This is a genomic window from Denitromonas halophila (assembly GCF_007625155.1).
Lineage (GTDB): Bacteria > Pseudomonadota > Gammaproteobacteria > Burkholderiales > Rhodocyclaceae > Nitrogeniibacter > Nitrogeniibacter halophilus.
Genome location: NZ_VMNK01000002.1, coordinates 18984 through 45620, shown reverse-complemented (window position 1 = coordinate 45620; position 26637 = coordinate 18984). Strand labels below are relative to the sequence as shown.

The window sequence follows — 26637 nt, the reverse complement described above, 5'->3', positions numbered from 1 at the left end:
CTCAATCGGGGCACCCGGCCGCGCTAGGATGACGCGGCCGAACGGAACATCACTTGAAGGCCAGATCGCGCAGCAACAGCGCGATGTCAGGGACAAAGATCAACAGTGCGGTCATCAGGGCCAGGATCAGGATGAACGGCAAGGTGCCGCGAATCACATCCATGTAGGGCCGGTTGAAGATCGCGATGGCGGTGAAGATGTCGCAGCCGAAGGGCGGCGTGGCGGAGCCGACGGCCATCTGTAGGGTGATCATCACACCGACCAGGATGGGATCGAGCCCCACCGCGGCCACCGCCGGCATGAAGATCGGGGTCAGGATCAGCAGCACCACCAGCGAGTCGACGAACATGCAGCCGACAAAGAAGGCCACGGCGATGACGAACAGCAGGAATTCAGGCGAGGCACTGGTCAGATCCAGCGGTTCGAGCAGGGCCTGGGGAATCTGCTCGAAGGAGATGTACCAGGAAAAGGCCTGCCCGATACCCACCAGCACGAACACCACGGCGGTGATCAGGCCGGTGCTGAGCGCAGACTCGAGCACATCGCGCAGCTTCAGTTCCCGGTAAATGACACACTCGACGAGGATCGCGTAGAGCACCGAAAACGAGGCCGCCTCGGTCGGCGTGACGACGCCGGAATAGATCCCGCCGACGATCAGCACCGGGAAGCCGAGCGGCCACAGGGCCTTCTTGATGGCCTGGAGCTTCTGCTTGATGTCGGTCTTTTCGACCACGGCAACACGTTCGCCCTGACGCACACTGTAGATGTAGCAGTACGCCGAAAACAGGAGGGCCAGCACGATGCCGGGGCCGATGCCGGCGATGAACAACTCACCCACACTGGCGTTGGCGAGCGTGCCGTACAGAATCAGGCCGATGCTCGGCGGAATCAGGAAGGCAATGTCGCTGGCGTTGATGATCAGCGCGATCACGAAGCTGTCGTTATAGCCCGCCTTGAGCAACTTGGGCCGCATGATCTGGCCGACCGAGACCACGGTCGCCTGGGTCGAGCCGGACACCGAGCCGAACAAGGTGCACGCCAGACAGGTGGTGATCGGCAATCCGCCGCGCATGTGACCGACAAAGGCTTCGATCAGCCCGAGCAGGTTCTGCGAGGTATGCCCTCGGGTCATGATGTCGGCCGCCAGAATGAACATTGGCACCGCGATCAGCGCATTGGGCGATATGCCGGTGACCATCTGCTGGATGATCACGCCGGTGTCCACATCCGAAAAGTGAATCATCCCGATCAGCGCCCCGGCCGCCAGCGGCACGACCATCGGAAAGCTGAGGAACAGCAGCACGACCATCACCGCAACCAGGGTGAAGGTGATCACGTAGACGTCCGGATCACCGGCAATCACGTCGGAGAAGAACTGCATCAGGCCGCTCATATCGACTCTCCGAGTCCGGGCGATGCCCCTTCGATGACGTCATAGGAAAGATAGATCTCCCGGTGCATCAGGTTCATCGCGAAGCTGATCAGGTACTGCAGGCCGGCCATCACGAAGCCGATCGGAATGATCGAGTAGATGATGTAGACGGGAAACTCGAGCGCGGGGCTCAGGCGGTTGATGTCCTTGAGCTCCACGACGTAGAAGTAGGCCTTGTAGGCCAGGTAGAACATCAGGGCAGCGGTGGTCACCGCGATGATCGTGGTGATCACTTTGCGCACGCCATGACCGAGCGAATCGTACAGCGCCGTCATGCGGATGTTCCGCCCCTTCCTGACCGCATAGGCAAAGCCGATGAAGGTCACGGAGACGATCAGAAACTGGTTGAGTTCCTCGGCGAAGAAGATGCTCTTGCCAAAGAAATAGCGGCCCATCGCATTGGCGGTGGAGTTCAACATGATCAGGACGATCGAGAAGCACACGATGAACTCCTCGATCCGCTCGCTGATGCCACTCACTTTCTTGAGTACGTTTTTCATGGCGGCGCCTCCTGCAGGCCACTGCCCGCGGGCAGTGGTGTCTGAGGTAAAAAAGGTATGGCCGGCGGGAATGCCGATTACTTGACGAGCTTGGCGGCGGCCTTCACTTCCTGCTCGAGGCCGGCCACGATGGCCTGGGCGCCCTTGCGCGCGGCGGCCTTTTCGCCATCCTTGGCTGCGTTTTCAACGATGTGGAAGTAGGTCTCATGCAGCTGGGCGCTCAGCGCCTTGAAGCGGGCACGCTCGTCATCGGTGAGGACCACCACCTGCATGTTGGGACGCTCCTTCAGGATCTTGGCCATGTTCTCCTTGTTGATCTTCAGGTTGTAGTCATAGGCGGCCTGCTCGGCTTCCTTGACCGCCTTCATGACCATCGCCTGCTTGTCGGCCGACAAGCCCTTGAACCACTTGCTGTTCGACGACACCGTGCCGACATACACCTGCTGGCCCGGGTACATCAGGTGGCTCTGCACCTCGTGCCACTTGGCGTTGTAGATGAAGTACGGCGGGTTCACCATGCCGTCGATGGTCTTGAGCTGCAGCGAGCCATACACCTCCCCCCAGGACAGCGGCGTCGGCGTCGCACCGAAGGCCTTATAGGTCTCGACCGGGATGGTCGAGGTGAAGGTGCGGATCTTCTGGTTGGCGAAATCTTCCGGCGAACGGATCGCCTTGTTCGCGCCCCATACCATCTCGCCTTCCGAGAACATGGTCAGCAGCTTGAGGTTGACCTTCTCGAACTTGCCGGCGAGATCCTTGTAGATGGTCTCGCTGCTGGTGAGCACTTCGCGCACCACCGGCTCGTTGGTGCCGAGCAGGTAGGGCAGGCTGATGGCCTGGACCTCGGGCACATAAGAGCCGAGGTGGCCGGTGCCGACCGAGACGAACTGCACCGTGCCCTTGGCCGTCAGTTCAACGATGTCGTTTTCGGTGCCGAGCTGGCCGTAGTAGTAGATCCGGACCTTGATGTCGCCACCGGACTCCTTCTTGATCACTTCGGCAAACTTCTGCGCGAAGATGTCCTGCACGTCGTTCTTGTCCTCTTCGGAGGCGAACTTCCAGGTCTCGGCCTGGGCGCCAAAAGCGATGCCCAGGGTCAGCAAGGTTGCGAGTACTTTTTTCATGGGATGTCTCCTGCTTGGTGTGTAAGGGTGGGAGTGGGAGCGATTCGGCTTAGCGCAACTGGTCACGTACCAGCTGGACCCAGTAGCGCGCGCCGCTTTCCAGAATGCCGTCATTGAAGTCGTAGCTCGGGTTGTGCAGGGCACAGCCGCCGACTGACTCGGTGCCATTGCCCAGCAGGGCGTAGCAGCCCGGCTTCACGCGCAACATGCTGGAAAAATCTTCGGAGATGGTGAAGGGGTCACAGCTGCCATTGACCTTGTCATCCCCCAGCGCGGCCCGCGCCGCGCGGATGACGTTTTCGGTGGCCGCCGGACTATTCACCGTCGGATAGAAGGTGTTGATGAACTCGAAGCGATAGGTCGCCCCCGCCGCCTGGCAGATCCCGGCGACCACCGCTTCCATCCGCGCTTCGATCCTGGCCAGCGTGGCCTCGGTGAAGCAACGGCAGTCGCCCTTGATGGTGACCTGGGACGGAATCACGTTGACCGTGCCGTTGGTGATGAACTCGGTGGCCGAGATCACCGCAGTCTCGTGGATGGCGCTGAGGTTGCGCGAGACGATGGTCTGCAGGCCGAGAATCACCTGGGCGCCGACCACGATCGGGTCGACCCCGGTATGCGGCATGGCCGCATGGCCGCCGATGCCTTCGATGACGATCTCGAAGCTGCTCTCGCTGGCCATCAGCGAACCGGGGCGCACGACCAGGCTACCGGCCGGCAGGCCCGGCAGGTTGTGCAGGCCATACACTGCATCCATCGGGAAGCGCTGGAACAGCCCGGCGTCGATCATCGCCTGGGCGCCCTTCCCGTGCTCCTCGTCCGGCTGGAAGATGAAATAGACCGTGCCGTTGAAATCCCGCGTACGCGCCAGCTCGCAGGCTGCGCCCAGCAGCATGGCGGAATGCCCGTCATGCCCGCAAGCATGCATCTGCCCTTCATGCCGAGAGCGATGGTCGAATGTGTTCTGTTCGTGGATGTGCAGCGCATCCATGTCGGCGCGCAGACCGATCGCCGCCGCGCCGTCGCCATTGCGCAGGATGCCGACCAGACCGGTCTGGCCGATGTTGCGCGCCACCTCGACACCGAAGCGCTCCAGCGTGTCGGCAATGAAGTCCGAGGTCTGCTGCACATCGAAGCCACATTCCGGAAAGCGATGGATGTGGTGCCGCCACTCGGTCATGTCGGCAATCAGTTCGGGGCTCAGCTGGGCCATGGTTGGTCCTCCAGATTTGAGTGTCAGGGGCGGCGAATCGGTCCGCCGACCTGCTGCATGAGGCGGCCAAAGCCCGGCACCGGGGCGCCGTAGTTGGCCAGTTGCAGGCTGTGCCAGGCCAGGGCCTGGTTGCTGCTCACCACCGGTTTGTCCAGCGCGCGCTCAATGCGCTCAATGACGCCGGCGGCGCGCAGGGCGGTACAGGACACGAACAACAGGTCGGCCGCCGGGTCGCAGCTCTGGATCGCCGCATCGACGATGTCGTCGGGGTCGATATAGGTCATCGCGGTGTCATCTTCGAAGCCGAAGCCGGCAATGTTCAGCACCTCGTAGCCCTGCTTGCCAAAGAACCCCGCCATTTCGGCATTGACCGGCGTGGTGTAGGGCGTGAGGATCGAGAGGCGACGCGCGCCCAAGGCATCGAAGGCCGACAAGGCCGCGCTGACCGGGTTGCTCACCGCCACACCCGGGCGACTCTGGCGCACCAGTTCGCTGATGCGGTCAACGCCGATTGCCACGGTGCCCGAGGTACAGGCATAGATCACCACGTCCAGATCGGTGCCCGGCAGGATCGCATCGGCCGCGGCGCTGATGCCCGGCGCCATCGAGCGCAGGTTCTCGATCGTCAGCGGATTGAAGTTACGCACCCGGCTGGTGAAAATTTCGACGTCGACCGGCAGGATGCGGCGCAGGTCCTGTTCAATATTGAAATCGGTCGCCAGCGTAATGACACCGATCCGCCCGCCCGGGGCGAGTTGCTGCAGGGGCTTTCGGTGGCAAATGGAATCAATGCGTGTCATCAAGACCTCTTGAATGGCAATGGACAGCGTCCAGGCGGGGTGGCAAGTCGGCATTTTCGACCGCCGACCCTTTGGTATAAGTTACGCTTTGGCAGGGATTTGATTCTTCAATATCCCTGCCCGGATTGCGGCGAATCTGCAGATTCCGCGTTTTCACCGCACGGATCACTCGTTTCGCGCGGTTTTTAGAGATATGTACCAATCGCCGGACGCCCGGCATCGGCACCACGACCTGTATTAAGGGAGGCCTCGCCATGACCGTTTCATCCCACACCCTGGACAACTTCGACCGGAAGATCCTCGACATCGTCCAGGTGGCCAATCGCACCACCTCGGAAGAGATCGCCGAGCAGGTCGCCCTGTCGCCGGCCGCCGTTCAACGCCGCCTCAAGCGCATGCGCGAACAACAGGTGATCCTGTCGGACGTGTCGGTGGTCAATCCGAAGGCCGTGGGCCGGGGTATGACCTTCGTGGTACAGGTCAGCCTGGAACGTGAGCGGGCAGACCTGATCGACACCTTCAAGGACGGGATGAGGAACAACCCGGCGGTGCAGCAGTGCTACTACGTCACCGGCAATTCCGATTTCATCCTGATCGTGACCGCCGCCGACATGGACGACTACGAACGCTTCACCCGTACCGCGTTTTTCGAGAACTCGAACGTACGCAGCTTTCAGACCAACGTGGTGATGGCGCCGGTCAAGGTCAGCCTGTGCATACCGGTCGGGACCGAAACGGCAGACCCCGACCCCGCATGACCCGAGGACCGGGTGCAGGCGGCGGATCGCCGCCCGCGGTCCGGACTCAACCCACCAGCTTCCGGTACAACTGCGGATCGGTGGCCCCTTCGGTGCCGATCACCAGCACCCGGCTGCTGGCGTCCAGCCCCAGCGCTTCGGACATCTCCGGCGACTGGCAGGCGATCACGGCCGCCGCCAGCCCCGGCACCGCCGATTCACCCGCCTCGATCGCCGGATCCTGCTCGAAGCCGCGGGCCAGCAAACGCATGGTGGCCGGCACCGCCTCTTCGCTCAGGGTCATGAAATCATCGGCACCGACCGACAGGATCTTCCAGGCCAGCAACGACACTTCGCCACACGCCAGGCCTGCCATCAGGGTCTCCAGATCGCCGCCCACCGCCACCGGCTTGCCGGCATCGGCGCTTAACTGCAGGCAGTTGGCCTGCTCGGGCTCGACAATCACCATCCGCGGGCGCTGCGTGCCCCACAGATCCCAGAAGTAGCCGCACACCGCGGAGCCCAAGCCGCCGACCCCACCCTGCACGAACACATGCGTCGGGATGACGCCGTCGAGTTGCACGACCAGTTCGTCGAGCATCACGGTGTAGCCCAGCGCGACATCCTTGGGGATCTCCATGTAGCCCTCGTAGCTGGTGTCGGAAACGATGATCCGACCGTGGGCCTTGGCATCCGCGTCGGCCTGGCGCACGGAGGCGTCGTAGTTGCCAGCGATACGGATCACTTCGGCACCAAAGGCTTCCATCGCCTGCTTGCGCCCCTCGGAGACATCGCGGTGGACGTAGATGACGCAGCCGCAGCCGAACATCTGCGCGCCCCAGGCCACCGAGCGGCCGTGGTTGCCGTCGGTGGCGCAGCTGACCACCAGCCCGGCGACGTCCGCCTTGCACTCGCCGGCCAGCAGCTCGGCAATGCTCGGCCGACGACCGGTGCGCGCCTCAACCGCGCGTTGCAACTGGCGGGCAACCGCATAGGCGCCGCCGAGCGCCTTGAAGCTCTTCAAGCTGAAGCGCTGCGACTCATCCTTGTAGTAGATGGCGCCCAACCCGGCGGCCCTGGCCATCGACTTCAGTTGGTGCAAGGGCGTGGCCGCGTAGCCGGGCCAGGTCTTGATGTCTGCGATGGCCTCTCCCGCCTTGGCCACGCAAATGACGTCCTTCAGCGCTTCAGGATAGGAGCGATTGGCGTCCGCGGCAGGGTTGGCGAAATGAGTCAGTGTTCCTTCGATCTTCAACATGGCAATCCGGATCCTTGGGTTGTTCATAAAAGATGACCGGAGTGAAGTGCGTCTGCGGGTCATCGACACCACGCAAGGCGTCGATGCCCCCCGCCGTGCTTCAGGGAAGACCGCCTCCCCACCGCATGCCCCGGCACGCTCCGCGCCAGGCCTCCCCCCGATTCCATGTCGGCGCCTTGCGCCGATGCCTGTGATGCCACAGCACAACCGCAGCTGCCGCCCACTCAACGATTACCCAGTCTACGGATTGCCAATGCGGCGTTTCGTCATAAAACGACATTTTTGTGCAGCCAAACGTCGATAAATAACGAGCATTCGTAGCTTACGAACACGCAAGATCAAAAGCCCACAGATCCGCCCGTTCCGCAACACATTTGCCGAGCACAGGCGCCGCAACAAGAAGCATCAACTCGTCGGGACAATCTCGCGAAATTCTTGATTGTTGGCAATGCGAGTCATTCGCATTCGCGATATCATTGCAGCACTTTTCTGAACTTCCGGAGCTAATTTGATGTCTTTCGCCCGCCACGCCATCGCTCTCGCCCTGCTGGCCGCCCCGCTGAGCAGCCAGGCCCTCGAGTATCCCATCGGTACGCCGCAGCATCTGCACGGTATGGAGATCGCCGCCGTTTATCTGCAGCCGGTGGAGATGGAACCGGCCGGCATGATGACGCCCGCCGCCCAGAGCGATGTGCACATGGAGGCCGACATCCGCGCCCTGGCCAGCAACCCCAACGGCTTTGCCGAAGGCGACTGGATCCCCTACCTCGTCATCAACTACGAAATCAGCAAGAAAGGCAGCACCGAGGTGCTCAAGGGCGACTTCATGCCCATGGTGGCCAGCGACGGCCCCCACTACGGCAACAACATCAAGCTGATGGGCGCGGGCAAGTACACCGTCAAGTACAACATCGCCCCGCCGAGCGCCAACGCCCACGCCCACTTCGGCCGCCACACCGACCGCGAGACCGGCGTGCGGCCCTGGTTCGCGCCGTTCACCGTCGAATACGAATTCACCTATGCCGGCATCGGCAAGAAGGGGGGCTATTGATGCGCCGCTTCGCCCTGCCCCTGAGCGCTGCGGCGCTCACCGTGCTGGTCGGCGTCACGCCGGCACAGGCGGCTGACGACCCCGGCCTGCGCGCCATCGTCAAACAACTGGCCGAGCGCATTGCCAAACTCGAAGCGCGCAACGCCAGCCTCGAAAGCCAGCTCAAGCAAGCGAGCAAACCGGCCGACCTCGAAGCCCGCGTCAAGACACTGGAGGCCGACAACCGCGCCCTGGCCACCGCGCTCGACAGCGAGCGCATCAGCGACACCGAGCCGGCCCTGGCCACCCGCCTGAAGGCGGTCGAACAAAAAGCCGTGGCCACCGGCCCGGCCAATGCCCTGGCCGAAGCGCTGGACGGCATCTCGGCCGAAGTCAGCGTCGGCGCCGTGGCGCAGCATCTGTCGAAAGACGGCCGCACCGACAACAAGAGCGAGACCGTGCTCGGCTGGCGTGGCGATGTCGGCGTGACCCTGCCGGCCGGCCGGGTCGGCGATGGCGAAGGCCAGTTCTTCTTCCAGGCCCGCTTCGGCCAGGATGGCAGCCACAGCGACACCCGCCCCTTCTTCAACGGCGCCACCAACAGCATGGGCTTCGCGCAGGAGAGCGTGCCGAGCGAGAACACCAACGCGGTGCTCGCGCAGGCTTGGTATCAGCTCGATACGCCGATCGGCGCGGACCAGCTCGACGGCGCACCGGCACGCATGGAATTCACCATCGGCAAGATGGACCCCTTCGTGTTCTTCGACCAGAACGGCGCGGCGGACGATGAATCGACCCGCTTCCTGAACAATGTGTTCGTGCACAACCCGCTTCTCGACTCGGGTGGCCAGGTCGGCGCCGACAGCTACGGGTTCACGCCCGGCGTGCGCTTGGCCTATGTGAACGAGGAGAGCGGCTGGGGCGCATCCATCGGCCTGTTCGGCGCGGGCGATTCGAGCACCTTCGGCAAGAGCTTCACCCAGCCCTTCGTGATCGCCCAGGTCGAAAAAAATGTGCGCGCCTTTGGTGGTTTCGACGGCACCTACCGCGCCTATGCCTGGAACAACCCGCAGGCCGAAGGCTATGACGGCATCGAGCGTGCCCACGCCGGCTGGGGCATCAGTGCCGACCAGCAGGTGAGTGAATCGCTGACGCTGTTCACCCGCTACGGCCACGGCATGCGAGGCCGCGCCGCGTTTGACCGCGCGCTGACCGTCGGCGGCGAGCTGACCGGCAATGCCTGGAAGCGCGGCAACGACGGCCTCGGCTTTGCCTGGGCCTGGCTGCGTAGTTCGAAAGGCTTCCGCGCCAATTCGGCCGGTCTGACCGACTGGGGCTACGACGCCAGCGGCGCCGAGCAAGTAGCAGAAATCTATTACCGCTACCAACTCAACGATCACCTCGCCCTCACGCCAGACCTACAGTTCATCCGCCGAGCCGGCGCCAATGGTGACGCCGACCTGGTCACCGCCGCCGGCGTGCGCGCCCTGTATGCCTTCTAAGTTCGTCTTTTGAAGCCAGCCCCGTCGCCCCCGCGCGACGGGGCGTCACCGTTTCTGGAGTCTGTATGCGCCGCACCGCTCTCGCCCTCTGTCTGACCGCCCTCGCCAGCCCCGCCGCGTGGGCCGACAAGCCCACCTTCACCCTCGTCGCCGAGAACGGCCGCTTCACGCCCGAGGTGGTCGAAGTGCCCGCCAATACCCGCTTCCGTCTCGAGATCACCAACAAGAACGCCGGGCCGGAAGAGTTCGAGAGCCTGGAGCTGCGCAAGGAAACCGTACTCGCCCCGGGCGTGACGCGAACCATCGTGTTCGCTCCGCTCAAGCCGGGCCGCTACCCGTTCTTTGGTGAATTTCACCCCGACACGGCCAAGGGCGAGATCGTCGCCAAATAAGGAGCGCAGCCATGGGTAACGCGACTTTCATTGTCTGGCGCGAGAGCGTCGAGGCGATCCTGATCATCGCCATTCTGTATTCGTGGATCCAGGCCCGCGGCGACGGCCGCATCCGGCTGCGTCACCTGTGGCTGGGGGTGGCTGGCGGCATCGGGCTGGCACTGGCGCTGGCAGCGGCGATGCTCGGCTTCCACTCGCAACTGGCGGGCACCACGCTGGAGGCCTTCCAGGCCGGCATCATGATCGTCGCCGCGCTGCTGGTGACCCACATGGTGGTGTGGATGCGCCACCACGGCCGCACGCTCAAGCGCGATCTGGAATCTGGCCTGGCCCGCGCCGCCGAAGAGACCGGCGGGCTGTCGGCGGCGCTGCTGGCGGCCATCGCGGTCGGCCGCGAAGGCGCGGAGACCGTGCTGTTTCTCTACGGCATCGTGGCCGAGAACCCGGCCGGCGGCTGGCTCGATCTGATGCTCGGCGCGGCCCTCGGCGCCGGACTGGCCGCCGCCACGGCAGTGCTGTTCATGAAGGGCTCGCGCCTCTTGCCACAGCGCGTGTTCTTCCGCATTAGCGAGGTGCTGTTGCTGCTGCTCGCCTCGGGGCTGCTGGTGTCGGGCCTGGAGGGATTCCTCAACCTCGAATGGCTGCCACCGCTGGTCGAACCGGTGTGGGATAGCGGCGCGCTGCTCGAAGGCAACGGCCTGCTCGGCACCTTTGCCGGCTATCGCGCCCGCCCGGCACTGAGCGTGCTCGCGCTGTGGTTGCTGTACTGGGTCGCCACGCTGTGGTTGCTCCGCCCAAAACCTGCCGCTAAAGGCGGGCGCTGGAGCGCCGCATGAGCTGCGCCCTTCCCGCCGCGCCGCCGACGCGACTCGCCGCCTTCGGGCGATGGATGCAGCGTAATCGCACACTCGTGCTCGGGCTGCAGTGGGTAACGCTGTTTGCCTATCTGTTTCTGGTCGCCGTGCCCGCCTTTTTACCGCTGCCCGACAACCAGGCACACCTCTGGGACGACCTCACGCGCTTCGCCCAGTTTGTGTTCTGGGGCATCTGGTGGCCCTTCGTGCTGGTCAGCATGATGCTGATGGGGCGGGCCTGGTGCGGCGTGCTGTGCCCCGAGGGCTTCGTCACCGAACAAGTCAGCCGCGTCGGGCTCGGCCGGCCGGTGCCGCGCTGGATCAAGTGGGGCGGCTGGCCCTTCGTGGCCTTTCTGGGCACCACGGTGTATGGCCAGCTGGTGAGCGTGTATGAATACCCCAAGGCGGTGCTGCTGGTGCTGGGCGGCTCGACCGTCGCCGCCATCGCCTTCGGTCTGGTGTATGGCCGCAACAAGCGAGTGTGGTGCCGGCACCTGTGCCCGGTCAATGGCGTGTTCGGCCTGCTCTCACGTCTGGCGCCGGTGCATTTCCGCACCGACCGCGATCGCTGGGACCACGCCGAGCCAGCCCGCGTCATCCCGGTCAACTGTGCGCCGCTGGTCGACATCCGTCGCATGGAGACCAGCGCCGGCTGCCATATGTGCGGCCGCTGCGCCGGACATCGCGATGCGGTCGAGCTGGCCGGCCGGGCTCCCGGCAGTGAGGTCGCGCAGCTCGAGATCGACGACGCCAACCCGTGGGAGGTCCGCCTGCTGGTGTATGGCCTGATCGGCACCGCGATTGGCGCGTTTCAGTGGTCGGCCTCGCCCTGGTTCGTGCAGGCCAAGATCGCCGCCGCCGAATGGCTGATCGAACACGACAGCTATGCGCTGCTCGGCGACAACGCGCCGTGGTGGTTGCTCACCCACTACCCGGAAGCCAGCGATGTGTTCACCTGGCTCGACGGCCTGATGATCCTCGGCTACATCGGCGCAGCCGCGCTGCTCATTGGCGGCTGGATCTCGCTGTGGCTGCGCCTGACCGGCTATCTCACCGGCCGCGCCCGCGCCCATCTGCAACTGGCCTATGCGCTGATCCCGATCGGTGGCGCCGGGGTGTTCCTCGGCTTGTCGGCGCTGACCGTGTCGCTGCTCGCCGCCGAGGGCATCAACATCGCGCATCTGCCACTCATCCGCGGCCTGCTGCTCGGCGCGGCGAGCCTGGCCAGTCTGGCGCTCGCCGGGCGGATGGTGTCGCGCATGACGCTGGGCGCTGCACGCGCCGGTCTGGTGCTGGCAACATTTGCGATCGCCAGCGCCGGCGCCGTGCTGCCCTGGGTCGTGATGTACTACGTGTGGTAAGTCTCTCGCAATTGCGAATGCTTCGCATTTGCGATAGTATCGCGCTCCGGTGGTGACCTCGCGGCGCCACCGCTTCAGCCCGCCACCCGCCAGCACCGGGAAGCCAGCCACGCCCTCACGGGAGATCGGCCCGCTTCCCGCCGCGCAGCACGCGACATGCCGACTCCCCAACAGCCTGACCACAGGCTAAGCCACCAAGGAGATGTCATGTCCCGCTTCACCGGCCCCCGTCTCAAAGTCATGCGCGCCCTGGGCACCGAATTGCCCGGCCTGTCGCGCAAATCCATCAGCGACCGCCCCCACCCGCCGGGCCAGCACGGCGCGCGCAACAAACACCGCAAGTCCGACTACGGTCTGCAGCTGATCGAAAAGCAGAAGCTGCGCTTCAACTACGGCCTGACCGAAACCCAGATCCGCCGCCTGTTCCGCGAAGCCAAGCGCGACAAGGGCCCGACCGGCGACAAGCTGCTCGAATTGCTCGAATGCCGAATCGACAACGCCGTCTTCCGTGCCGGCTTCGCGCCCACCGGCATCGCTGCCCGCCAACTGGTACGCCACCGCCATGTGCTGCTCAACGGGCGCTCGGTGAACATTCCGTCGATCCGCGTGCGTGTTGGCGATGTCATCACCCTCACCGCCAAGGCGCGCCAGATCGGCATCGTAAGCGCCAGCCTCGCCGAGCCCGCACTCACCCGACCCGAGTGGCTGGGCTGGAACGACAAGGACACCACGGCCACCGTGATGCGCCTGCCCGAACCCGACGAAGTGCCCTTCCCGGTGAACGTGCAGGACGTGGTCGAGTACTACGCGGTGCGCATGTGAGCGCGGCGGACCACCACGCCGACGGCCCACCGGCTTACGCAAGCCAGCCCGAACTGGCCCTGGTGGCCGCGCTCGAACTGGTCACCCGGTATTCGAGCACCGGCAACCCGCGTCTGGCCGAAGCGGTGGTCGGGCAGTTGCGCGCCATCGCCGCCGACCCGCGCCTGCCCGCCGCGGTACAACGCTGCGCCGCCGGCATTCTTGGCGATTGGCTGCAACTGGCCGTCGACACGCCGCCTCAATCCCTGCACCACTGAGCAGCACCCGCCGCCGCGCGAAGGCACAGCCACCGAAAACCGCCTAAAATGCCGGCCAACACTCTCTTGGATGCATGGCATGGAAAAGTTTTTCGAACGCACGATGTACGCCTCGCGCTGGCTGCTCGCCCCCATCTACCTGGGCCTGAGCCTGGCGCTGCTCGCGCTCGGACTGAAGTTCTTCCAGGAGGTCTTTCACGTCCTGCCGCATGTCTTCAGCACGCCCGAGACCGATCTCATTCTGCTGGTGCTGTCGCTGATCGACATGGCGCTGGTGGGCGGCCTGCTGGTGATGGTGATGTTCTCCGGCTACGAAAACTTCGTCTCACAGCTCGACATTGGCGACGAGGCCGAGAAGCTCAACTGGCTGGGCAAGATGGACTCCTCAAGCCTCAAGAACAAGGTGGCGGCGTCGATCGTGGCAATTTCGTCGATCCACTTGCTCAAGGTGTTCATGAACGCCAGCAACCTCGATTCCGACAAGCTGCTGTGGTACGTCATCATCCACTTGACCTTTGTCGTGTCGGCCTTTGCCATGGGCTATCTCGACAAGATCACCCGGCACTAAGCGCGGGTCGATGTTGCCGACTGCCAGCCTCCGCCAAGCGCCCCTGCGCCACGTCGATGACGCGCAGGCGCTGGTGGTGGCGGTCAGCGGCGAACTCGGCACCCGCCAACTCAGCCTGCGCCCCCCGCCGCCCATCCCCGATACCTGCTGCGGCCGCGGCTGCAACGGCTGTGTGTGGGAAGGCTATTTCAACGCCCTGGTGTATTGGCGCGACGACGCCTGCACCCTGATCGAGAGCCACGCCTGATGTCCCACCCGAACGCCTCACTGACCGACGCCGACGCCGCCGCCGAGCGCGGCGACCACACCACCGCGCTACGCCTGCTCAAGGCGGCCGCCACCGAGGCGCCGAACGATACGGCCGTGGCCTATCGACTGGGTGCCGAATACGCGCACCTTGAACTCTTCGATGCCGCCGAAACCGAAATGGCTCGCGCGCTGGCCGACGAACAGGATCATCCTGTTGCACGTTTTCATCTGGGCTTGCTGCAAATTACGCGCGGACGTTTCGAAGACGCGCTACAGACCTGGCAGCCACTGGATGCGCTCCCCGACACCCACGCGCTGCGCCGCTACAAGCAGGGCTTCGAACACCTGGCGAATGACGCCTTTGCCCCGGCGCGTGAACGTCTGGAAGCCGGTCTGGCCGCCTCGGGCAGCGCCCCCGCGCTCGACCGCGACATGCGCCGTTTGCTCGCCAGCCTGCCGCCGGATTGATCCCCGCGGCAGGCCCGTGCATCAGGCCGGATCGAAAATCCGACCCGGATTGAGCAACTGTTTGGGATCAAGCGCCTGCTTGAGCGCGCGCATCACCGCGATCTCGCCCTCGCTGCGGCAATAGCCCAGCCAGGCGCGTTTTTCGGCACCGATGCCATGCTCGGCCGAGACCGAGCCATGACGACTTTTCAGTGGCGCATACACGGCCTCGTCGCACACCGCATGCTCGGCGCCGTCCACGCCGGGCTGAACGAACAGGTGCAGATTGCCGTCCGCCATGTGCCCAAAAACAATGCAACGCGCGTCCGGCCACTCAGCCGCGATGTTGGCGCGCATTTCGGTCACATAGCTCGTCATTTCCCGGATCGGCAGGCTCACGTCGTACAGGAACGTGGTACGCCCATGCAGCATCGCTTCGAAGTCCTCACGCACCTCCCATAGCGCCCGGCGCTCGCTCTCCGACTTGGGTATCACGGCGTCGACGATCAATCCCGCCTCAAACGCGTTTTCCAGTAGCGTCTCGAAACGCGCCGCATCCGCCGCGGCGTCAGCGCCTTCAGCCTGCAGCATCACGTAAAAAGGGTAATCCCGATCCATCGGGGCGCGATGGCCGCCCGGCTCGGTGGCCGCACGGTAGTAGTCGTTCCACATCACCTCAAACGCACTCAGCGTACCGGCCAGATCGCGCTGCATACGCGACAGCAATTCGGTCACCCGATCGAAGCTTTCCAGTGCCACCAGCGCCGCATTGCAACTGGTGGGCAGCGGATGCAGGCGCAGCACCACGCGGGTCACGATGCCCAGCGTGCCCTCGGTGCCGATCATGAGTTGTTTGAGATCGTAGCCGGCGTTGTTCTTGAGCATCTGGTTCATGCTCGACAGCACCGTGCCGTCGGCCAGCACCGCCTCCAGCCCAAGCACCAGCGCACGCATCATGCCGTAGCGCAGCACATTGATACCGCCGGCGTTGGTCGCCACATTACCGCCGATGGTGCAACTGCCGCGCGCGCCCAGATCCAGCGCAAACAGCAGATCCTGCGCCCGCGCCGCCTCCTGCATGGCCTGCAGCGTCACGCCGGCCTGCACCGTGGCCGTGCCACCGACCGGGTCGATGGACTCGATCGCGCTCATCCGTTCGAGCGACAGAATCAGCTCTTTCTCCGACGCCACCGCACCCTGCACACAGCCCGTCAGGCCGCCCTGCGTCACCACGGGCTGATCAAAGCGGTGGCAGATCGCCAGCGCGACGCTCACCTCTTCTGTCGTCCGCGGGCGCAGCACCGCCATCGCACGGGTCGGCGAAGCATCCCAGTAACTGGTCGCGCGCGCCGCGACTGCCTCACCATGCACAACCACGTCTTCACCGAGCGCGTCGATCAAGGCTCGCAATACATCACCCATTGCCCACTTCCTCCACTTCCCGCGCCCGCCGGCCACACCGCGAGCTGGAAATAACTTGTATGATAGGTCGATTGCGACTTATAACATCAACTATGCACGAACGCCAAGCACCGATCACACCGGCACAGCCGACCGAAACGCCACCCCCCCAGACCCGGGTCGACAATGCCATCAGGGCGATCACCGACCACATTCATGGTCAGTCACTCAAGGTTGGCGACAAGCTGCCCAGCGAAGCGCGCTTCGCCGAATGGCTCGGCGTCAGCCGAACCGTCATCCGCGAAGCCTTCAAGTCGCTCTCGGCGATGCGGATCATCGAGATGCGCGCGGGCCGACGCGCCCAAGTGTGCGGTTTTGACGGATCGGTCATTGCGCTGTCACTGACCCATGCGCTGCGCACCGAGCAGATTAATCCGCAACAGATGTGGGATGCCCGTCGCGCGGTCGAGACGCGCACCGTCACCCTGGCCGCCATCCGCCGCAGCGATGCCGAAGCCCGCAGGCTACTTGCCCTGGTGGCACAGATGCATGACTGCGTGGACGATCTGGCGCGAATGACCGAACACGACATCGCCTTTCATGTCGCCATCGCCGAGGCCAGTCGAAATCCGCTCTTCCCGGTCCTGGTCGCCGCGCTGACCAGCGCCATGCGCGAAACCAACCCGATGGTCTGGCGTCAGCGCCGCGACGATGAATCTCGACAGGAGGTGGTGCGTGCCCATGAGGCCATCGCCCAGGCCATTGCCGCCGGCGACCCGGAAGCCGCCTGCAACGCACTGGCACGACACTTTGACCTGGCGTCGCAAGGCCTGGTCATGGCCGGGTTCAACTAAAGACATCCTGGGCCAAGTGTCACGCCGATGTCTCACCCAAGAAACACGGGGTCCGAAAACACCAGGGTGCCATCGGCCCGCACCAACAAATTGCCCTCGCTGAGAATGTCAGGCAGCACCTGATACGCTTCGACAAACGCTGCCAGCGCAAGCAGGGCATCAAGCAGCGAACCAGAAATGTCCGGCGGCGGCGACTGAAGCAGCGAGAAAAACGCCATCCGCCCCATGTCCGCGCCGAGATTGGCCCACTGCCGACACGATGCCCAATAAGCATCAGTCAGAGCGGCGGCGGCACATGCCGCAGGTGTCTCCGGGCGGATCGGATACAAGCGCTCCATTTCGATCAGATGCAGCAGATTTCCGGTGGAGGCGCGACCGATGACGCCATGATCGGCAAACACGATCGGGAAGTGCAGGCCGGTCGGGCGGTCATCGGCGGTGTAGTAGAAATGATCCGCCGGTGAGCTGACGACTTTCAACACCCGCTCGCCATCGCATTTGGCGAGCACGATGCTGTACTCACCGCGACCAATTTCGATAAGACCATCGAGCATGGGGTGCGGCGGCACCGGGTCGGCAAAGAGCATGTCGGCACGGCCGAAGCGCTCACGCGCGCTGACCATACCCGATTCGCAGGACATGCGAAAAGTCTAGCCGACGATGTTGTATCCCGCGTCGACAAAGTGAATGCCACCGGTAATCAGGCGCCCTGCGTCCGACACCAGAAAGGCGGTCAGCGCGCCAATGTCCTCGGGCGTGACCAGCGAGTGCATCGGCGCGCGCTCGATGGCCGAGGCCATCAGGTCATCGAAGCGCGCGATGCCCGAAGCGGCGCGGGTCATCAGCGGGCCGGGTGACACGGCATTCACGCGGATGTTCTTCGGCCCCAGTTCGCATGCCATGTAGCGGGTGGCCGCTTCGAGCGCCGCCTTGCACAAGCCCATCACGCCGTAGTTGGCGATAACCTTTTCCGAACCGAGATAGGTCATGGTGATCAGCGATCCACCGCCCGCCTTTTCCATCAAGGGCTCGACCATCTTGGCCATGCGCACGAAGGAATGGGTGGACACATCCATGGCCATCGCGAAACCGTCGGCAGACGTATCCACCACCCGGCCATGCAAGTCATCACGCTTGGCAAAGGCCATGCTGTGGATCGCGAAATCGAGTTTGCCAAAATGCTCAAGAATCTTCGCCTGCACATCCGCCATGGTCTCCGGGCGGGTCACATCAAGCGCGTAAACGTGCTCCACCCCCAGACGATGCACCACCGGCTCGATGAACGCCCGGGTCTTGTCATTCTGATAGGTCACGATCAGCTTGGCCCCCGCCTCGACGCAGGATTCGGCCACGCCGGTCGAGATCGACTTCTCGTTTGCGATACCGGTAATCAGTCCGACTTTTCCACTCAGATCGACAATTGCTTGCATGATTCAACCTCTCCATTGAGTCAATATTCCGCGTTGCACCAAATGCGAACGCCCACTCAATTAGACGACCAGTAGGTACAAAACCTGAAGAACTTTTTGTGACAAACGCCCTAAATTTTTGCACCGCAGCAACCGTAGACTAGAATGCATCCCACAAGGAGGCGGGAATGAACCGATCCGAGATTTACGTCTTTCTGGACTTCGATGGCGTCACCCATCCGCTGCGCGAGGTCGAAGACTTCCGCTGCCTGCCGCGCATCGAAGCCGTGCTGCGCGAATTCGACGAATGCCGCGTGGTCATCACCTCCGACTGGCGCACGCTGTTTTCCCTGCGCCGACTGCAGGCCCATTTCTCCGACGACATCCGGTCTCGTGTCATCGGCGTCACGCCGTTCCGACTGCCAGGGCACAACAGCGACTTCTACGGCCTGCGCGAAGCCGAAGCCCGCCAGTGGCTCGCCGACCACCACGCCACCGACACCCCGTGGCTGGCCATCGATGATGCACCCGGCAACTGGCCGACCCGCGCCCGGCTGATTCTCACCGACTTCAAATCCGGCTTCATGGACGATGACGCCCAGCGGATGCGTTCCGTCCTCAAAGCGTTTCGCGCAGGCCTTGTCCATGACGATGCCCCACGCCACAACCCATATTGGGGCCAATCCGGGCTCGCGCCGAGCACTTGACCCAACCCGCAGCGACGCAACACTCCGTTCGCACAGCGGCCAATGGCGGCACACCGGAGCCCCCAGACCAACGCCCCGGCTGACGCGACAAACTCACGGGCTCAATGCCCAGCGCGTTTTACCGGCACCCTCCGCCCGTAAGCGACCCTCCCTGAAGCGTCGCACTTTTTTACACTTCCAAAAGCGCTTCTCATGAAGTGGTTTCAGGAGCAGGCAAAAACTCCAGCAGACTATTTAAATATCAATTACTTACGGAAGAATTTTAGAATCTGGCCTGATTTGTGCTCTGCAACAACAGAACAATTTGTTACCAAACTTCTTCCACCGAAGAACGGTATTTACGCAACACAAAGGGGTTCAACATGAAGATCAAGAAAAACATCGCCGTTGTCTGCGCGGCAGTCAGCCTGATGAGTGCCGGTGCAGCTAACGCGGGTGTTGCCGCAATCTGGAGCGACGCGTACAGCCCCTCCACGCTGAACAACTTCTACAACGGTCTGGCAGGTCACAGCTCATCCATCGTGACGGGCCAACTCGACACCATCAACCTGACCGGTGTTAACCTGTTGTGGGCAATCCAGCCGACAAACGACTACACCGCAGCTGAAATCAGCGCCATGAGCTCGTTCCTGTCCGGTGGTGGCCGCATCGCCTTCATGGGCGAGCACGGGACATTCGTTCCGGCCTACAACACGCGCATCAACTTTGCGCTGGCCGCACTTGGCGCAAACATCCAGGTGGTCAATACCGTGTCTGATTCGGGCTTCCGCTCCGCATCGGTGGCTGACGGCCAAATCCTGACCCACCCGCTGACCGACGGTGTGAACACCTACGAATACGCCGCGTTTGCGCCGCTGCTGGTGTCCGGTTCCGCACAAGTCCTGATGGTCGGCGAAGAAAACCCGAACGACATCATGATGGCCTACCAGAACATCGGCCCGGGCAGTGTGTTCCTGATCACCGACCAGAACGTCTGGGACAACGCCCCCAACTGGGGCGCCTTCGACAACGAGCGCATGTTCGAGAACCTGCTCTCTGGCGACACCGGCGCACCGCCAGTCAATCAGGTTCCGGAACCCGCCTCGCTGGCACTGCTCGGCATGGGCCTGCTGGGTCTGAACCTGGCTCGCCGCCGCAAGGCTGCCTGATCACTGCAAGTAATTGCAGCTGAAACGACAAAAGCGACCGCGAGGTCGCTTTTGTCGTTAACACGGGGCTATACCATTACACCGTTGACGCGGCCTCGTGCGGCACCGAACTGCGAATCAAGTGATCGAAGGCCGACAGCGCGGCCTTTGAGCCCTCGCCCATGGCGATGATGATCTGCTTGTAGGGCACGGTGGTCGCGTCGCCGGCGGCAAACACGCCAGGCACGCTGGTTTCACCACGCGCATTCACTTCGATCTCGCCATGCTTGCTCAAATCGACCACACCCTTGAGCCAATCGGTGTTGGGCAACAGACCGATCTGCACGAAAACGCCTTCTAGCGCCACCGTGTGTGACTGGCCAGTGGTCCGGTCGGTGTAGACCAGGGCATTGACCTTGCCGTCCGCGCCGGTCACTTCGGTGGTTTGCGCGTCAGTATGGATGGTGACATTCGGCAGGCTCTTGAGCTTGGCCTGCAGCACCGCATCAGCACGCAGCTCGCTACCGAACTCAAGCAAGGTGACCTGCGCCACGATGCCGGCCAGGTCAATCGCCGCCTCGACGCCCGAGTTGCCGCCACCAACCACCGCCACGCGCTTGCCTTTGAACAAGGGGCCGTCGCAGTGCGGGCAGTAGGCCACGCCGCGACCGCGGTATTCGCGCTCGCCAGGCACGTTCATTTCGCGCCAGCGGGCACCGGTGGCGAGGATGATGGCTTTCGCCTTCACGGTGGCGCCGCTGGCCAGCCGGACTTCATTGAGTTCACCGGGAATCAGCGCCTCGGCGCGTTGACCGTCCATCACATCCACTTCGTACTGCTTCACATGTTGCTCGAGCGCGGCCGCCAGCTTCGGCCCCTCGGTTTCCTTCACCGAAATGAAATTCTCGATCGCCATGGTGTCCATCACCTGCCCGCCAAAGCGCTCCGACACCACGCCGGTACGCACGCCCTTGCGCGCGGCGTAAATGGCCGCCGCCGCGCCAGCCGGGCCACCGCCGACGATGAGCACGTCGAACGCGTCCTTGTCGGCGATCTTGGCCGCGTCACGTGCTGCGGCGCCGGTGTCGAGCTTGGCGACGATCTCCTTGAGGCTGGTACGCCCCTGGCCGAAGACCTCGCCATTCAAATAGACGCTCGGCACAGCAAGGATCTTGTTGCGCTCGACCTCGTCCTGGAACAGCGCACCATCGACCATGGTGTGGCGGACGTTGGGGTTGAGGGTCGCCATCAGGTTCAGTGCCTGCACCACCTCCGGGCAGTTCTGGCAAGACAGCGAGATGTAGGTGACGAAGTCGAATTGCCCTTCAATCGCCTTGATCTGCGCGATCACATCGGCCTCGACCTTGGGTGGATGGCCGCCGACCTGCAGCAGCGCCAGCACCAGCGAGGTGAATTCATGGCCCATCGGGATGCCGGCGAAGCGCACGCCCATGCTGGCACCCTTCCGGTTGATCGCAAAGGACGGCACGCGCACCTCGGCGTCACGCGTCTCAAAAACGGTGATCTTGTCGGTCAGGCTGGCAATGTCATTCAGCAAGGTCCGCATTTCGGCGGACTTGGCGCCGTCGTCGACATTCGCCGTGATCTCGATCGGCTGGGTGACGTTCTGCAGGTAAGTCGAAAGCTGTTGTTTGAGATTGGCGTCGAGCATGGCGGGCCTCCTGAGTCAGATTTTTGGCGCAAAAAATGCCCGGCGGCCCCGGGCATGGGAACGTAGGGTCAGCTTCAGCCGACCATGGCGGGTTGAAACCCGCCCTACAAAAACCGGCCGCCACGCAAGCGGCGGCCGTGGGGGGCTACTTAGATTTTGCCGACGAGATCCAGCGACGGGGCCAGGGTTTGCTCACCCGGGGTCCACTTGGCCGGGCACACTTCACCCGGGTGGGCGGCCACGTACTGCGCAGCCTGGATCTTGCGAACCAGCTCTTTCGCGTCACGGCCGATACCCAGATCGTGAATCTCGGCAACCTTGATCTCGCCTTCCGGGTTGATCACGAAGGTGCCGCGCAGGGCCAGGCCTTCTTCCTCGATCATCACCTCGAAGTTGCGCGAGATGGTGCCGGTCGGGTCGCCGATCATGGCGTAGTTGATCTTCTTGATCGTCTCGGAGGCGTCATGCCAGGCCTTGTGGGTGAAGTGGGTGTCGGTCGAGACCGAGAACACTTCCACGCCCATGTCCTTGAGCTGCTCGTAGTAGTCGGCCAGGTCGCCCAGTTCGGTCGGACACACAAAGGTAAAGTCGGCCGGGTAAAAGAACACCACCGACCACTTGCCCAGCAGCGACTGCTCGGTCACTTCCTTGAATTCGCCGTTTTTGTAGGCAGTGGCTTTGAAAGGCTTGATCTTGCTGTTGATGAGGTTCGACATGTGATTTTCTCCAGGTGGTTGAGGGTGTTGTTGAAGCACTGGAGCCATCCTATTGCGCCGCACTATATTGATCCAATTGAACGTACAAATTTTCCTGATAGGCGTCACCTATAGGTCAGCGATTGCGCGCCGCGCTTTGCCGAAAACCGCCAATGCGGTAACGTTCAGCCCCATCCGGGGCATGCGCCCCGCCCTCCTGTTTTTCAGGCACTGCACATGAAATTCGATCTGGTCATCGTCGGCGCCGGCCTCGCGGGCGCCAGTCTCGCCGCCGCCTTGCGCGGCAGCCGGCTGAAGATCGCGGTGGTGGAATCCCAGCCGCCCGCCCGCGCCGAAGGCTGGGACAGCCGCATCTACGCCATCAGCCCCGGCAATGTGGACTTCCTCACCCAGATCGGTGTCTGGCCGCACCTCGACAGCGCCCGCCTCACCCCGGTCTACGACATGGCCATCCACGGCGACGCCGGCGGCCAGCTCGACTTCTCGGCCTACGACTGCGGCCTGCGTGAGCTGGCCTGGATCGTCGAATCCGGTCTGATGCAGCGCGAGCTGTGGGAGACCATCAAGCGCCAGCACAATCTCACTTTGCTGTGCCCGGCGCGGCCGGTGAGCCTGGCCGTCGATGAGGACGCCGCCACGCTCGCCCTCGACAACGGCAAGACCCTGACCGCCTCGCTGGTGGTCGCCGCCGACGGCGCGCGCTCCTGGGTGCGCGAGCAGGTCGGCATTGCCGCCACCACCACGCCCTACGACGAAAAAGGCGTGGTCGCCAATTTCCACTGCGAAAAGCCGCACCGCAACACGGCCTATCAATGGTTCCGCGAGGACGGCATCCTCGCTTACCTGCCGCTGCCCGACAACATGATCTCCATCGTCTGGTCCGCGCCCGACGACGTGGCCGACGCACTGGTCGCCCTGTCACCCGAGGCGCTTTGCCAGCGCGTCGCCGAGGCCGGTCAGCACACACTCGGCAAGCTCACGCCCGAAACGCCGGCCGCCGCTTTCCCGCTGCGCCTGATGCGCGTCTCGCAACCGACCGCGCCGCGTGTCGCACTGATCGGCGACGCCGCGCACGCCATCCATCCGCTCTCAGGCCACGGCATCAATCTTGGCTATCAGGACGCCAAGGCGCTGGCCGAGCTGCTCGGCCCGCTACCCGCCTGGCGCGACCCCGGCGAAGCCGCGCTGCTGGCCAGCTACGCCCGCGCCCGCGCCGAAGAAACCACCTTGCTGCAGTCCACCACCCATGCGCTCAACCGCCTGTTCAAACCCGACAACGGACTTTTATCGGGTTTGCGCAACATCGGACTGAACCTCACCAACCAAATCCCTGTCGTACGCAACGCACTGGTGCGATACGCCATCAGCGGACATTTTTGATTCCTGGAGAACCGGATGAACCACCCCCGACTGCGCACCGCGCTGGCCACCCTGACCCTGGCCGCAGGTGTCGCCCATGCCGGCGAAGCCGATGTGCAGAAAAAGGTCGAAGCCTTCATCGGCGCCCCGGCCGTCAGCAGCGTCAAGGCCACGCCCTACAACAAGCTCTATGAAGTGGTGCTCAAGTCCGGTGAGCTGGTCTACACCAACGAGGCGGTGAGCTTCATCATCGACGGCCAGGTGATCGACACCAAGACCCGCAACAACGTCACCCAGGCCCGCCTCAACGCCCTGTCAGCCATCGACTTTGCCAGCCTGCCGCTCAAGGATGCGGTCAAGCATGTGCGTGGCAAGGGCGAGCGCGTCATCGCCACCTTCGAAGACCCCAACTGCGGCTTCTGCAAGCGCCTCGCCGGCGAACTGCAAAGCATGGACAACGTCACCGTCTACACCTTCCTCTACCCCATCCTCAGCCCCGATTCGCTCGACAAATCCAAGCGCATCTGGTGTGCCGACAACCAGGGCACGGCCTGGATGGACTGGGTCGGCGCCGGCAAGGCACCGCCCGCCTCGGCCGACTGCGACACCTCGGCCATCGAGCGCAACGTCGCGCTCGGCCAGCAACTGCGCATCAGCGGCACCCCCACCATCTTCCTCGCCGACGGCAGCCGCATCGGCGGCTTCCTGCCGGCCGCACAGTTGAACCCGGCCATCGACGAAGCGCAGGGCAAGGCCAAGACGAAGTAGGCATCCGCCACGCTTCGATCTGCCCACGGGGCCGCGCATAGCGGCCCTTTTTTGCGCGCGCCCACCGCACGAGGGGCGCGTGCGGCCAAGATCCCGCCCGGTCGACGCTGGCGCCGGCGTCACCGACGGCGAGGTGTTCCCGCCGTGTGCGCTGGGGCTGCGGCCCGGTCAAGCATGGCACCGTCCCCGCCACACGCGTAGCATGGCGGGACGCCCTTTCGATCCCTTCGGCCCTGGCCGTTGCGCCACGAATAACGCGCAGCCCTCGGCGCAGGGACGACGCAGCCAGAGGAGGCGCCGCCATGGAACGCGCACACCCGACCAAGTCGCCCGCGCCATCGACCCCGCCGCAGGCGAACCGCCGCGACACATGCCTGCTGATCCTCGCCTTGCTGGTGGTTGGCACCGGCATCCCGCACGCGCACGCAGACGACCCGCCGACGGGCGCCACGCCCGAGGTCCGGCTCGCCGAACGCGTCGACGTCCGGCCGGACAGCGGCGATCAGGCGATCGACCAACGCCTCACCGGCATTCTCGAGAGTACCGGCTGGTATTCGGCCATCGCGGTCGATGTGCGTCATGGCGTGGTGTTTCTCGACGGCCAGGCCACCACCGAGGAGCGCCGCGCGTGGGCGGGCACGCTGGCCGCGAAGACTGCCGACGTCGTCGCCGTGGTCAACCGCATCGAGATCCTCGAGCCGGCAGGCTGGGACCTGGCCCCGGCCTGGCGCGAATTTCAGCGCCTGTGGTCGCAGGGTGTGCAGCGACTGCCGCGCCTGCTTCTCGGCGCGGGGGTGCTGGCGCTGGCCCTGCTGGCCGCATGGCTGGCGGCCGGTACCACCCGCCGGGCGCTGGACGGCAGGCTCAAGCCCCTGTTGCGCGATGTTGCCGCGCGCCTGCTGAGCATTCTGGTCTTCCTGATCGGCTTCTATCTTGTACTGCAGCTCGCCGGCCTGTCGGGCTTGGCAGCGACCATCCTCGGTGGCACCGGCCTGGCCGGACTGGTGGCCGGCTTCGCCTTGCGCGACATTCTCGAAAACTATCTGGCAAGCATTCTGATCAGCACCCGCAACCCGTTCCGCATCGGCGACCTGGTCGACATCGCCGGCCACACCGGCATCGTGCTGCGCGTGACCACCCGCGGCACGGTATTGATGAGCCAGGACGGCAATCACGTGCAGATCCCGAACGCCACGGTCTACAAGAGCATCATCCTCAACTACACCGCCAATCCGAACCGCCGCGAGGTATTCGAGGTCGGCATCGGGTTCGACAACGAGCTCCGTGCCACCCAGGAACTCGCGCTGGCGGTACTCAACCGCCATCCGGCGGTCCTCGAGACGCCCGAGGCGCTGGTGCTGGTCGACCAGCTGGGTGCGGCCACCGTGAATCTGAAGCTGTATTTCTGGTACGACGGGACGGTCTACAACGGCTTCAAGCTCCGCTCCGCGCTGATCCGGCAGGTCAAGAACGCTTTCGAGACGCACGGCATCTCGATGCCTGACGAGAACCGCGAAATCCTCTTCCCCGAAGGTGTGCCGGTGCGCATGCTGGACCAGACTCCCGCCCCGACGGCAGCGCCGACGGTTGCCGACACGCAGCCCGTCGCGGACGACACAACCGGCAGCGAAGCCGAAGGCGGCCTGGTGAGCGAAGACGAGCAGTTGCGTGCTCAGGCGCGCAAGGCCCGTCTGCCCGAAGAAGGTGCCGATCTGCTGTGAGCGCCGGCGCCACGCCCCTACCGCCCGCGAGCCTCAGCGCCGGCGCCGGGCCTCGAAGCGCTCGCGTGCTGCGCGCACAAGCACTTCAAGTCGATCGAGCGCTCGGGCCACGATCCGGGACTCCGATCCGAGCAAAGCGGCACCGGCCGCCATGAACACCAGCCCGGGCCCCGGCGTGAACAGCATCACCAGACCGAGCAGCGCGACGACCGTACCGCCGGCCAGGCGCAGCAACACGCTCAGCCCGGGGCGCCCGTCGCGCCGCGACTGGTGATGGTGGTAGCGGTCCTGGAAGCGTTCTCCCGGTTCGCTTTTCTTCAGCGAATGCCAGCTTTCCTTGATGCGCTCGAACATGCC

General features: G+C 64.1%; 29 protein-coding genes. 17 read left to right on the top strand and 12 right to left on the bottom strand.

What is annotated here, in order from left to right; translation table 11 throughout:
- Window positions 1–49 precede the first annotated feature (49 nt).
- From FHP91_RS01020 to FHP91_RS01000, 5 genes are all read right to left on the bottom strand, one after another.
- A complete protein-coding gene (locus FHP91_RS01020) occupies window positions 50–1393 on the bottom strand; it encodes a TRAP transporter large permease (RefSeq protein WP_144307844.1) in 1344 nt (447 codons plus the stop codon).
- Window positions 1390–1932 (bottom strand): TRAP transporter small permease, encoded by a 543-nt coding sequence (locus tag FHP91_RS01015; protein WP_144307843.1) that lies wholly within the window; start codon window positions 1930–1932, stop codon window positions 1390–1392. Before FHP91_RS01015 ends, FHP91_RS01020 begins: the two co-directional genes overlap by 4 nt.
- Window positions 1933–2009: 77 nt before the next feature.
- Window positions 2010–3056, bottom strand: coding sequence for a TRAP transporter substrate-binding protein (locus FHP91_RS01010; RefSeq protein ID WP_144307842.1), 1047 nt, complete (start codon window positions 3054–3056; stop codon window positions 2010–2012).
- A 49-nt stretch (window positions 3057–3105) separates the two neighbouring features.
- Window positions 3106–4269 carry a M20 aminoacylase family protein gene (locus FHP91_RS01005; protein WP_144307841.1) on the bottom strand — a complete coding sequence of 388 codons (1164 nt, stop codon included), beginning with the start codon at window positions 4267–4269 and terminating at the stop codon, window positions 3106–3108.
- A gap of 23 nt (window positions 4270–4292) precedes the next feature.
- Window positions 4293–5069, bottom strand: coding sequence for a maleate cis-trans isomerase family protein (locus tag FHP91_RS01000; RefSeq protein WP_144307840.1), 777 nt, complete (start codon window positions 5067–5069; stop codon window positions 4293–4295).
- Between the two features lie 254 nt (window positions 5070–5323).
- Here FHP91_RS01000 and FHP91_RS00995 point away from each other — a divergent pair, with 254 nt between their 5' ends.
- Complete coding sequence (locus tag FHP91_RS00995) at window positions 5324–5827, top strand: Lrp/AsnC family transcriptional regulator (RefSeq protein ID WP_144307839.1); 504 nt, start codon at window positions 5324–5326, stop codon at window positions 5825–5827.
- Between the two features lie 46 nt (window positions 5828–5873).
- On the opposite strand, the gene FHP91_RS00990 is transcribed toward FHP91_RS00995, so the two are convergent.
- A complete protein-coding gene (locus FHP91_RS00990; RefSeq protein WP_144307838.1) occupies window positions 5874–7064 on the bottom strand; it encodes a diaminopropionate ammonia-lyase in 1191 nt (396 codons plus the stop codon).
- Window positions 7065–7575: 511 nt separating this feature from the next.
- Here FHP91_RS00990 and FHP91_RS00985 point away from each other — a divergent pair.
- From FHP91_RS00985 to FHP91_RS00940, 10 genes are all read left to right on the top strand, one after another.
- Window positions 7576–8115, top strand: coding sequence for an iron transporter (locus FHP91_RS00985; protein ID WP_144307837.1), 540 nt, complete (start codon window positions 7576–7578; stop codon window positions 8113–8115).
- Window positions 8115–9596: a carbohydrate porin gene (locus tag FHP91_RS00980; protein ID WP_144307836.1), complete on the top strand. Its 1482-nt coding sequence runs from the start codon at window positions 8115–8117 to the stop codon at window positions 9594–9596. Before FHP91_RS00985 ends, FHP91_RS00980 begins: the two co-directional genes overlap by 1 nt.
- 65 nt (window positions 9597–9661) lie before the next feature.
- A complete protein-coding gene (locus tag FHP91_RS00975; protein WP_144307835.1) occupies window positions 9662–9988 on the top strand; it encodes a cupredoxin domain-containing protein in 327 nt (108 codons plus the stop codon).
- Window positions 9989–9999: 11 nt separating this feature from the next.
- Window positions 10000–10824, top strand: a complete 825-nt coding sequence (locus FHP91_RS00970) for an FTR1 family iron permease (protein ID WP_144307834.1) — start codon at window positions 10000–10002, stop codon at window positions 10822–10824.
- Window positions 10821–12203, top strand: a complete 1383-nt coding sequence (locus FHP91_RS00965; protein ID WP_144307833.1) for a 4Fe-4S binding protein — start codon at window positions 10821–10823, stop codon at window positions 12201–12203. Before FHP91_RS00970 ends, FHP91_RS00965 begins: the two co-directional genes overlap by 4 nt.
- 207 nt (window positions 12204–12410) lie before the next feature.
- Complete coding sequence (rpsD, locus tag FHP91_RS00960) at window positions 12411–13025, top strand: 30S ribosomal protein S4 (RefSeq protein ID WP_144174044.1); 615 nt, start codon at window positions 12411–12413, stop codon at window positions 13023–13025.
- Window positions 13022–13282, top strand: coding sequence for a hypothetical protein (locus tag FHP91_RS00955; protein WP_144174052.1), 261 nt, complete (start codon window positions 13022–13024; stop codon window positions 13280–13282). The genes rpsD and FHP91_RS00955 overlap by 4 nt, the downstream gene beginning before the upstream one ends.
- 79 nt (window positions 13283–13361) lie before the next feature.
- Window positions 13362–13850 carry a TIGR00645 family protein gene (locus tag FHP91_RS00950; RefSeq protein WP_144307832.1) on the top strand — a complete coding sequence of 163 codons (489 nt, stop codon included), beginning with the start codon at window positions 13362–13364 and terminating at the stop codon, window positions 13848–13850.
- Window positions 13851–13860: 10 nt separating this feature from the next.
- Window positions 13861–14097 (top strand): oxidoreductase-like domain-containing protein, encoded by a 237-nt coding sequence (locus FHP91_RS00945; protein ID WP_144307831.1) that lies wholly within the window; start codon window positions 13861–13863, stop codon window positions 14095–14097.
- A complete protein-coding gene (locus tag FHP91_RS00940; protein ID WP_144307830.1) occupies window positions 14097–14567 on the top strand; it encodes a tetratricopeptide repeat protein in 471 nt (156 codons plus the stop codon). The genes FHP91_RS00945 and FHP91_RS00940 overlap by 1 nt, the downstream gene beginning before the upstream one ends.
- 21 nt (window positions 14568–14588) lie before the next feature.
- On the opposite strand, the gene FHP91_RS00935 is transcribed toward FHP91_RS00940, so the two are convergent.
- Window positions 14589–15968, bottom strand: coding sequence for an FAD-binding oxidoreductase (locus FHP91_RS00935; protein WP_144307829.1), 1380 nt, complete (start codon window positions 15966–15968; stop codon window positions 14589–14591).
- 92 nt (window positions 15969–16060) lie between these two features.
- On the opposite strand from FHP91_RS00935, the gene FHP91_RS00930 reads away from it, so the two are divergent.
- Entirely contained in the window at window positions 16061–16801 is a 741-nt protein-coding gene (locus FHP91_RS00930; protein ID WP_144307828.1) for a FadR/GntR family transcriptional regulator, read from the top strand.
- 32 nt (window positions 16802–16833) lie between these two features.
- On the opposite strand, the gene FHP91_RS00925 is transcribed toward FHP91_RS00930, so the two are convergent.
- Window positions 16834–17442 (bottom strand): hypothetical protein, encoded by a 609-nt coding sequence (locus tag FHP91_RS00925; protein ID WP_186301406.1) that lies wholly within the window; start codon window positions 17440–17442, stop codon window positions 16834–16836.
- 9 nt (window positions 17443–17451) lie between these two features.
- On the bottom strand, window positions 17452–18231 hold the full coding sequence (gene fabI / locus FHP91_RS00920; RefSeq protein WP_144307827.1) for an enoyl-ACP reductase FabI: 780 nt from the start codon (window positions 18229–18231) through the stop codon (window positions 17452–17454).
- 167 nt (window positions 18232–18398) lie between these two features.
- Here fabI and FHP91_RS00915 point away from each other — a divergent pair, with 167 nt between their 5' ends.
- Window positions 18399–18917: an HAD domain-containing protein gene (locus FHP91_RS00915; protein ID WP_186301405.1), complete on the top strand. Its 519-nt coding sequence runs from the start codon at window positions 18399–18401 to the stop codon at window positions 18915–18917.
- Between the two features lie 362 nt (window positions 18918–19279).
- The gene (locus tag FHP91_RS21220) at window positions 19280–20065 is read left to right on the top strand and encodes a PEP-CTERM sorting domain-containing protein (protein WP_246116182.1); all 786 of its coding nucleotides are present in this window, start codon (window positions 19280–19282) and stop codon (window positions 20063–20065) included.
- A gap of 76 nt (window positions 20066–20141) precedes the next feature.
- On the opposite strand, the gene ahpF is transcribed toward FHP91_RS21220, so the two are convergent.
- Both ahpF and ahpC read right to left on the bottom strand, forming a co-directional pair.
- Window positions 20142–21716 (bottom strand): alkyl hydroperoxide reductase subunit F, encoded by a 1575-nt coding sequence (gene ahpF, locus FHP91_RS00905; RefSeq protein ID WP_144307826.1) that lies wholly within the window; start codon window positions 21714–21716, stop codon window positions 20142–20144.
- 149 nt (window positions 21717–21865) lie between these two features.
- Window positions 21866–22432 carry an alkyl hydroperoxide reductase subunit C gene (ahpC, locus tag FHP91_RS00900; protein ID WP_144307825.1) on the bottom strand — a complete coding sequence of 189 codons (567 nt, stop codon included), beginning with the start codon at window positions 22430–22432 and terminating at the stop codon, window positions 21866–21868.
- A gap of 216 nt (window positions 22433–22648) precedes the next feature.
- Here ahpC and FHP91_RS00895 point away from each other — a divergent pair, with 216 nt between their 5' ends.
- The 3 genes from FHP91_RS00895 to FHP91_RS00885 all read left to right on the top strand — a co-directional run bounded on the left by FHP91_RS00895 (window position 22649) and on the right by FHP91_RS00885 (window position 26280).
- On the top strand, window positions 22649–23812 hold the full coding sequence (locus FHP91_RS00895) for a UbiH/UbiF family hydroxylase (RefSeq protein ID WP_144307824.1): 1164 nt from the start codon (window positions 22649–22651) through the stop codon (window positions 23810–23812).
- Window positions 23813–23827: 15 nt separating this feature from the next.
- On the top strand, window positions 23828–24559 hold the full coding sequence (locus tag FHP91_RS00890) for a DsbC family protein (RefSeq protein WP_144307823.1): 732 nt from the start codon (window positions 23828–23830) through the stop codon (window positions 24557–24559).
- 302 nt (window positions 24560–24861) lie between these two features.
- Window positions 24862–26280, top strand: a complete 1419-nt coding sequence (locus tag FHP91_RS00885) for a mechanosensitive ion channel family protein (protein WP_144307822.1) — start codon at window positions 24862–24864, stop codon at window positions 26278–26280.
- A gap of 33 nt (window positions 26281–26313) precedes the next feature.
- Here FHP91_RS00885 and FHP91_RS00880 read toward each other — a convergent pair whose 3' ends face one another.
- Complete coding sequence (locus FHP91_RS00880; protein WP_144307821.1) at window positions 26314–26634, bottom strand: PGPGW domain-containing protein; 321 nt, start codon at window positions 26632–26634, stop codon at window positions 26314–26316.
- Window positions 26635–26637 lie beyond the last annotated feature (3 nt).

Coding starts and splice junctions, on each gene's coding strand:
- FHP91_RS01020 (WP_144307844.1), bottom strand. CDS start 1,393: ATGAGCGGCCTGATGCAGTTCTTCTCCGACGTGATTGCCGGTGATCCG.
- FHP91_RS01015 (WP_144307843.1), bottom strand. CDS start 1,932: ATGAAAAACGTACTCAAGAAAGTGAGTGGCATCAGCGAGCGGATCGAG.
- FHP91_RS01010 (WP_144307842.1), bottom strand. CDS start 3,056: ATGAAAAAAGTACTCGCAACCTTGCTGACCCTGGGCATCGCTTTTGGC.
- FHP91_RS01005 (WP_144307841.1), bottom strand. CDS start 4,269: ATGGCCCAGCTGAGCCCCGAACTGATTGCCGACATGACCGAGTGGCGG.
- FHP91_RS01000 (WP_144307840.1), bottom strand. CDS start 5,069: ATGACACGCATTGATTCCATTTGCCACCGAAAGCCCCTGCAGCAACTC.
- FHP91_RS00995 (WP_144307839.1), top strand. CDS start 5,324: ATGACCGTTTCATCCCACACCCTGGACAACTTCGACCGGAAGATCCTC.
- FHP91_RS00990 (WP_144307838.1), bottom strand. CDS start 7,064: ATGTTGAAGATCGAAGGAACACTGACTCATTTCGCCAACCCTGCCGCG.
- FHP91_RS00985 (WP_144307837.1), top strand. CDS start 7,576: ATGTCTTTCGCCCGCCACGCCATCGCTCTCGCCCTGCTGGCCGCCCCG.
- FHP91_RS00980 (WP_144307836.1), top strand. CDS start 8,115: ATGCGCCGCTTCGCCCTGCCCCTGAGCGCTGCGGCGCTCACCGTGCTG.
- FHP91_RS00975 (WP_144307835.1), top strand. CDS start 9,662: ATGCGCCGCACCGCTCTCGCCCTCTGTCTGACCGCCCTCGCCAGCCCC.
- FHP91_RS00970 (WP_144307834.1), top strand. CDS start 10,000: ATGGGTAACGCGACTTTCATTGTCTGGCGCGAGAGCGTCGAGGCGATC.
- FHP91_RS00965 (WP_144307833.1), top strand. CDS start 10,821: ATGAGCTGCGCCCTTCCCGCCGCGCCGCCGACGCGACTCGCCGCCTTC.
- rpsD (WP_144174044.1), top strand. CDS start 12,411: ATGTCCCGCTTCACCGGCCCCCGTCTCAAAGTCATGCGCGCCCTGGGC.
- FHP91_RS00950 (WP_144307832.1), top strand. CDS start 13,362: ATGGAAAAGTTTTTCGAACGCACGATGTACGCCTCGCGCTGGCTGCTC.
- FHP91_RS00945 (WP_144307831.1), top strand. CDS start 13,861: ATGTTGCCGACTGCCAGCCTCCGCCAAGCGCCCCTGCGCCACGTCGAT.
- FHP91_RS00940 (WP_144307830.1), top strand. CDS start 14,097: ATGTCCCACCCGAACGCCTCACTGACCGACGCCGACGCCGCCGCCGAG.
- FHP91_RS00935 (WP_144307829.1), bottom strand. CDS start 15,968: ATGGGTGATGTATTGCGAGCCTTGATCGACGCGCTCGGTGAAGACGTG.
- FHP91_RS00930 (WP_144307828.1), top strand. CDS start 16,061: ATGCACGAACGCCAAGCACCGATCACACCGGCACAGCCGACCGAAACG.
- FHP91_RS00925 (WP_186301406.1), bottom strand. CDS start 17,442: ATGTCCTGCGAATCGGGTATGGTCAGCGCGCGTGAGCGCTTCGGCCGT.
- fabI (WP_144307827.1), bottom strand. CDS start 18,231: ATGCAAGCAATTGTCGATCTGAGTGGAAAAGTCGGACTGATTACCGGT.
- FHP91_RS00915 (WP_186301405.1), top strand. CDS start 18,399: ATGAACCGATCCGAGATTTACGTCTTTCTGGACTTCGATGGCGTCACC.
- FHP91_RS21220 (WP_246116182.1), top strand. CDS start 19,280: ATGAAGATCAAGAAAAACATCGCCGTTGTCTGCGCGGCAGTCAGCCTG.
- ahpF (WP_144307826.1), bottom strand. CDS start 21,716: ATGCTCGACGCCAATCTCAAACAACAGCTTTCGACTTACCTGCAGAAC.
- ahpC (WP_144307825.1), bottom strand. CDS start 22,432: ATGTCGAACCTCATCAACAGCAAGATCAAGCCTTTCAAAGCCACTGCC.
- FHP91_RS00895 (WP_144307824.1), top strand. CDS start 22,649: ATGAAATTCGATCTGGTCATCGTCGGCGCCGGCCTCGCGGGCGCCAGT.
- FHP91_RS00890 (WP_144307823.1), top strand. CDS start 23,828: ATGAACCACCCCCGACTGCGCACCGCGCTGGCCACCCTGACCCTGGCC.
- FHP91_RS00885 (WP_144307822.1), top strand. CDS start 24,862: ATGGAACGCGCACACCCGACCAAGTCGCCCGCGCCATCGACCCCGCCG.
- FHP91_RS00880 (WP_144307821.1), bottom strand. CDS start 26,634: ATGTTCGAGCGCATCAAGGAAAGCTGGCATTCGCTGAAGAAAAGCGAA.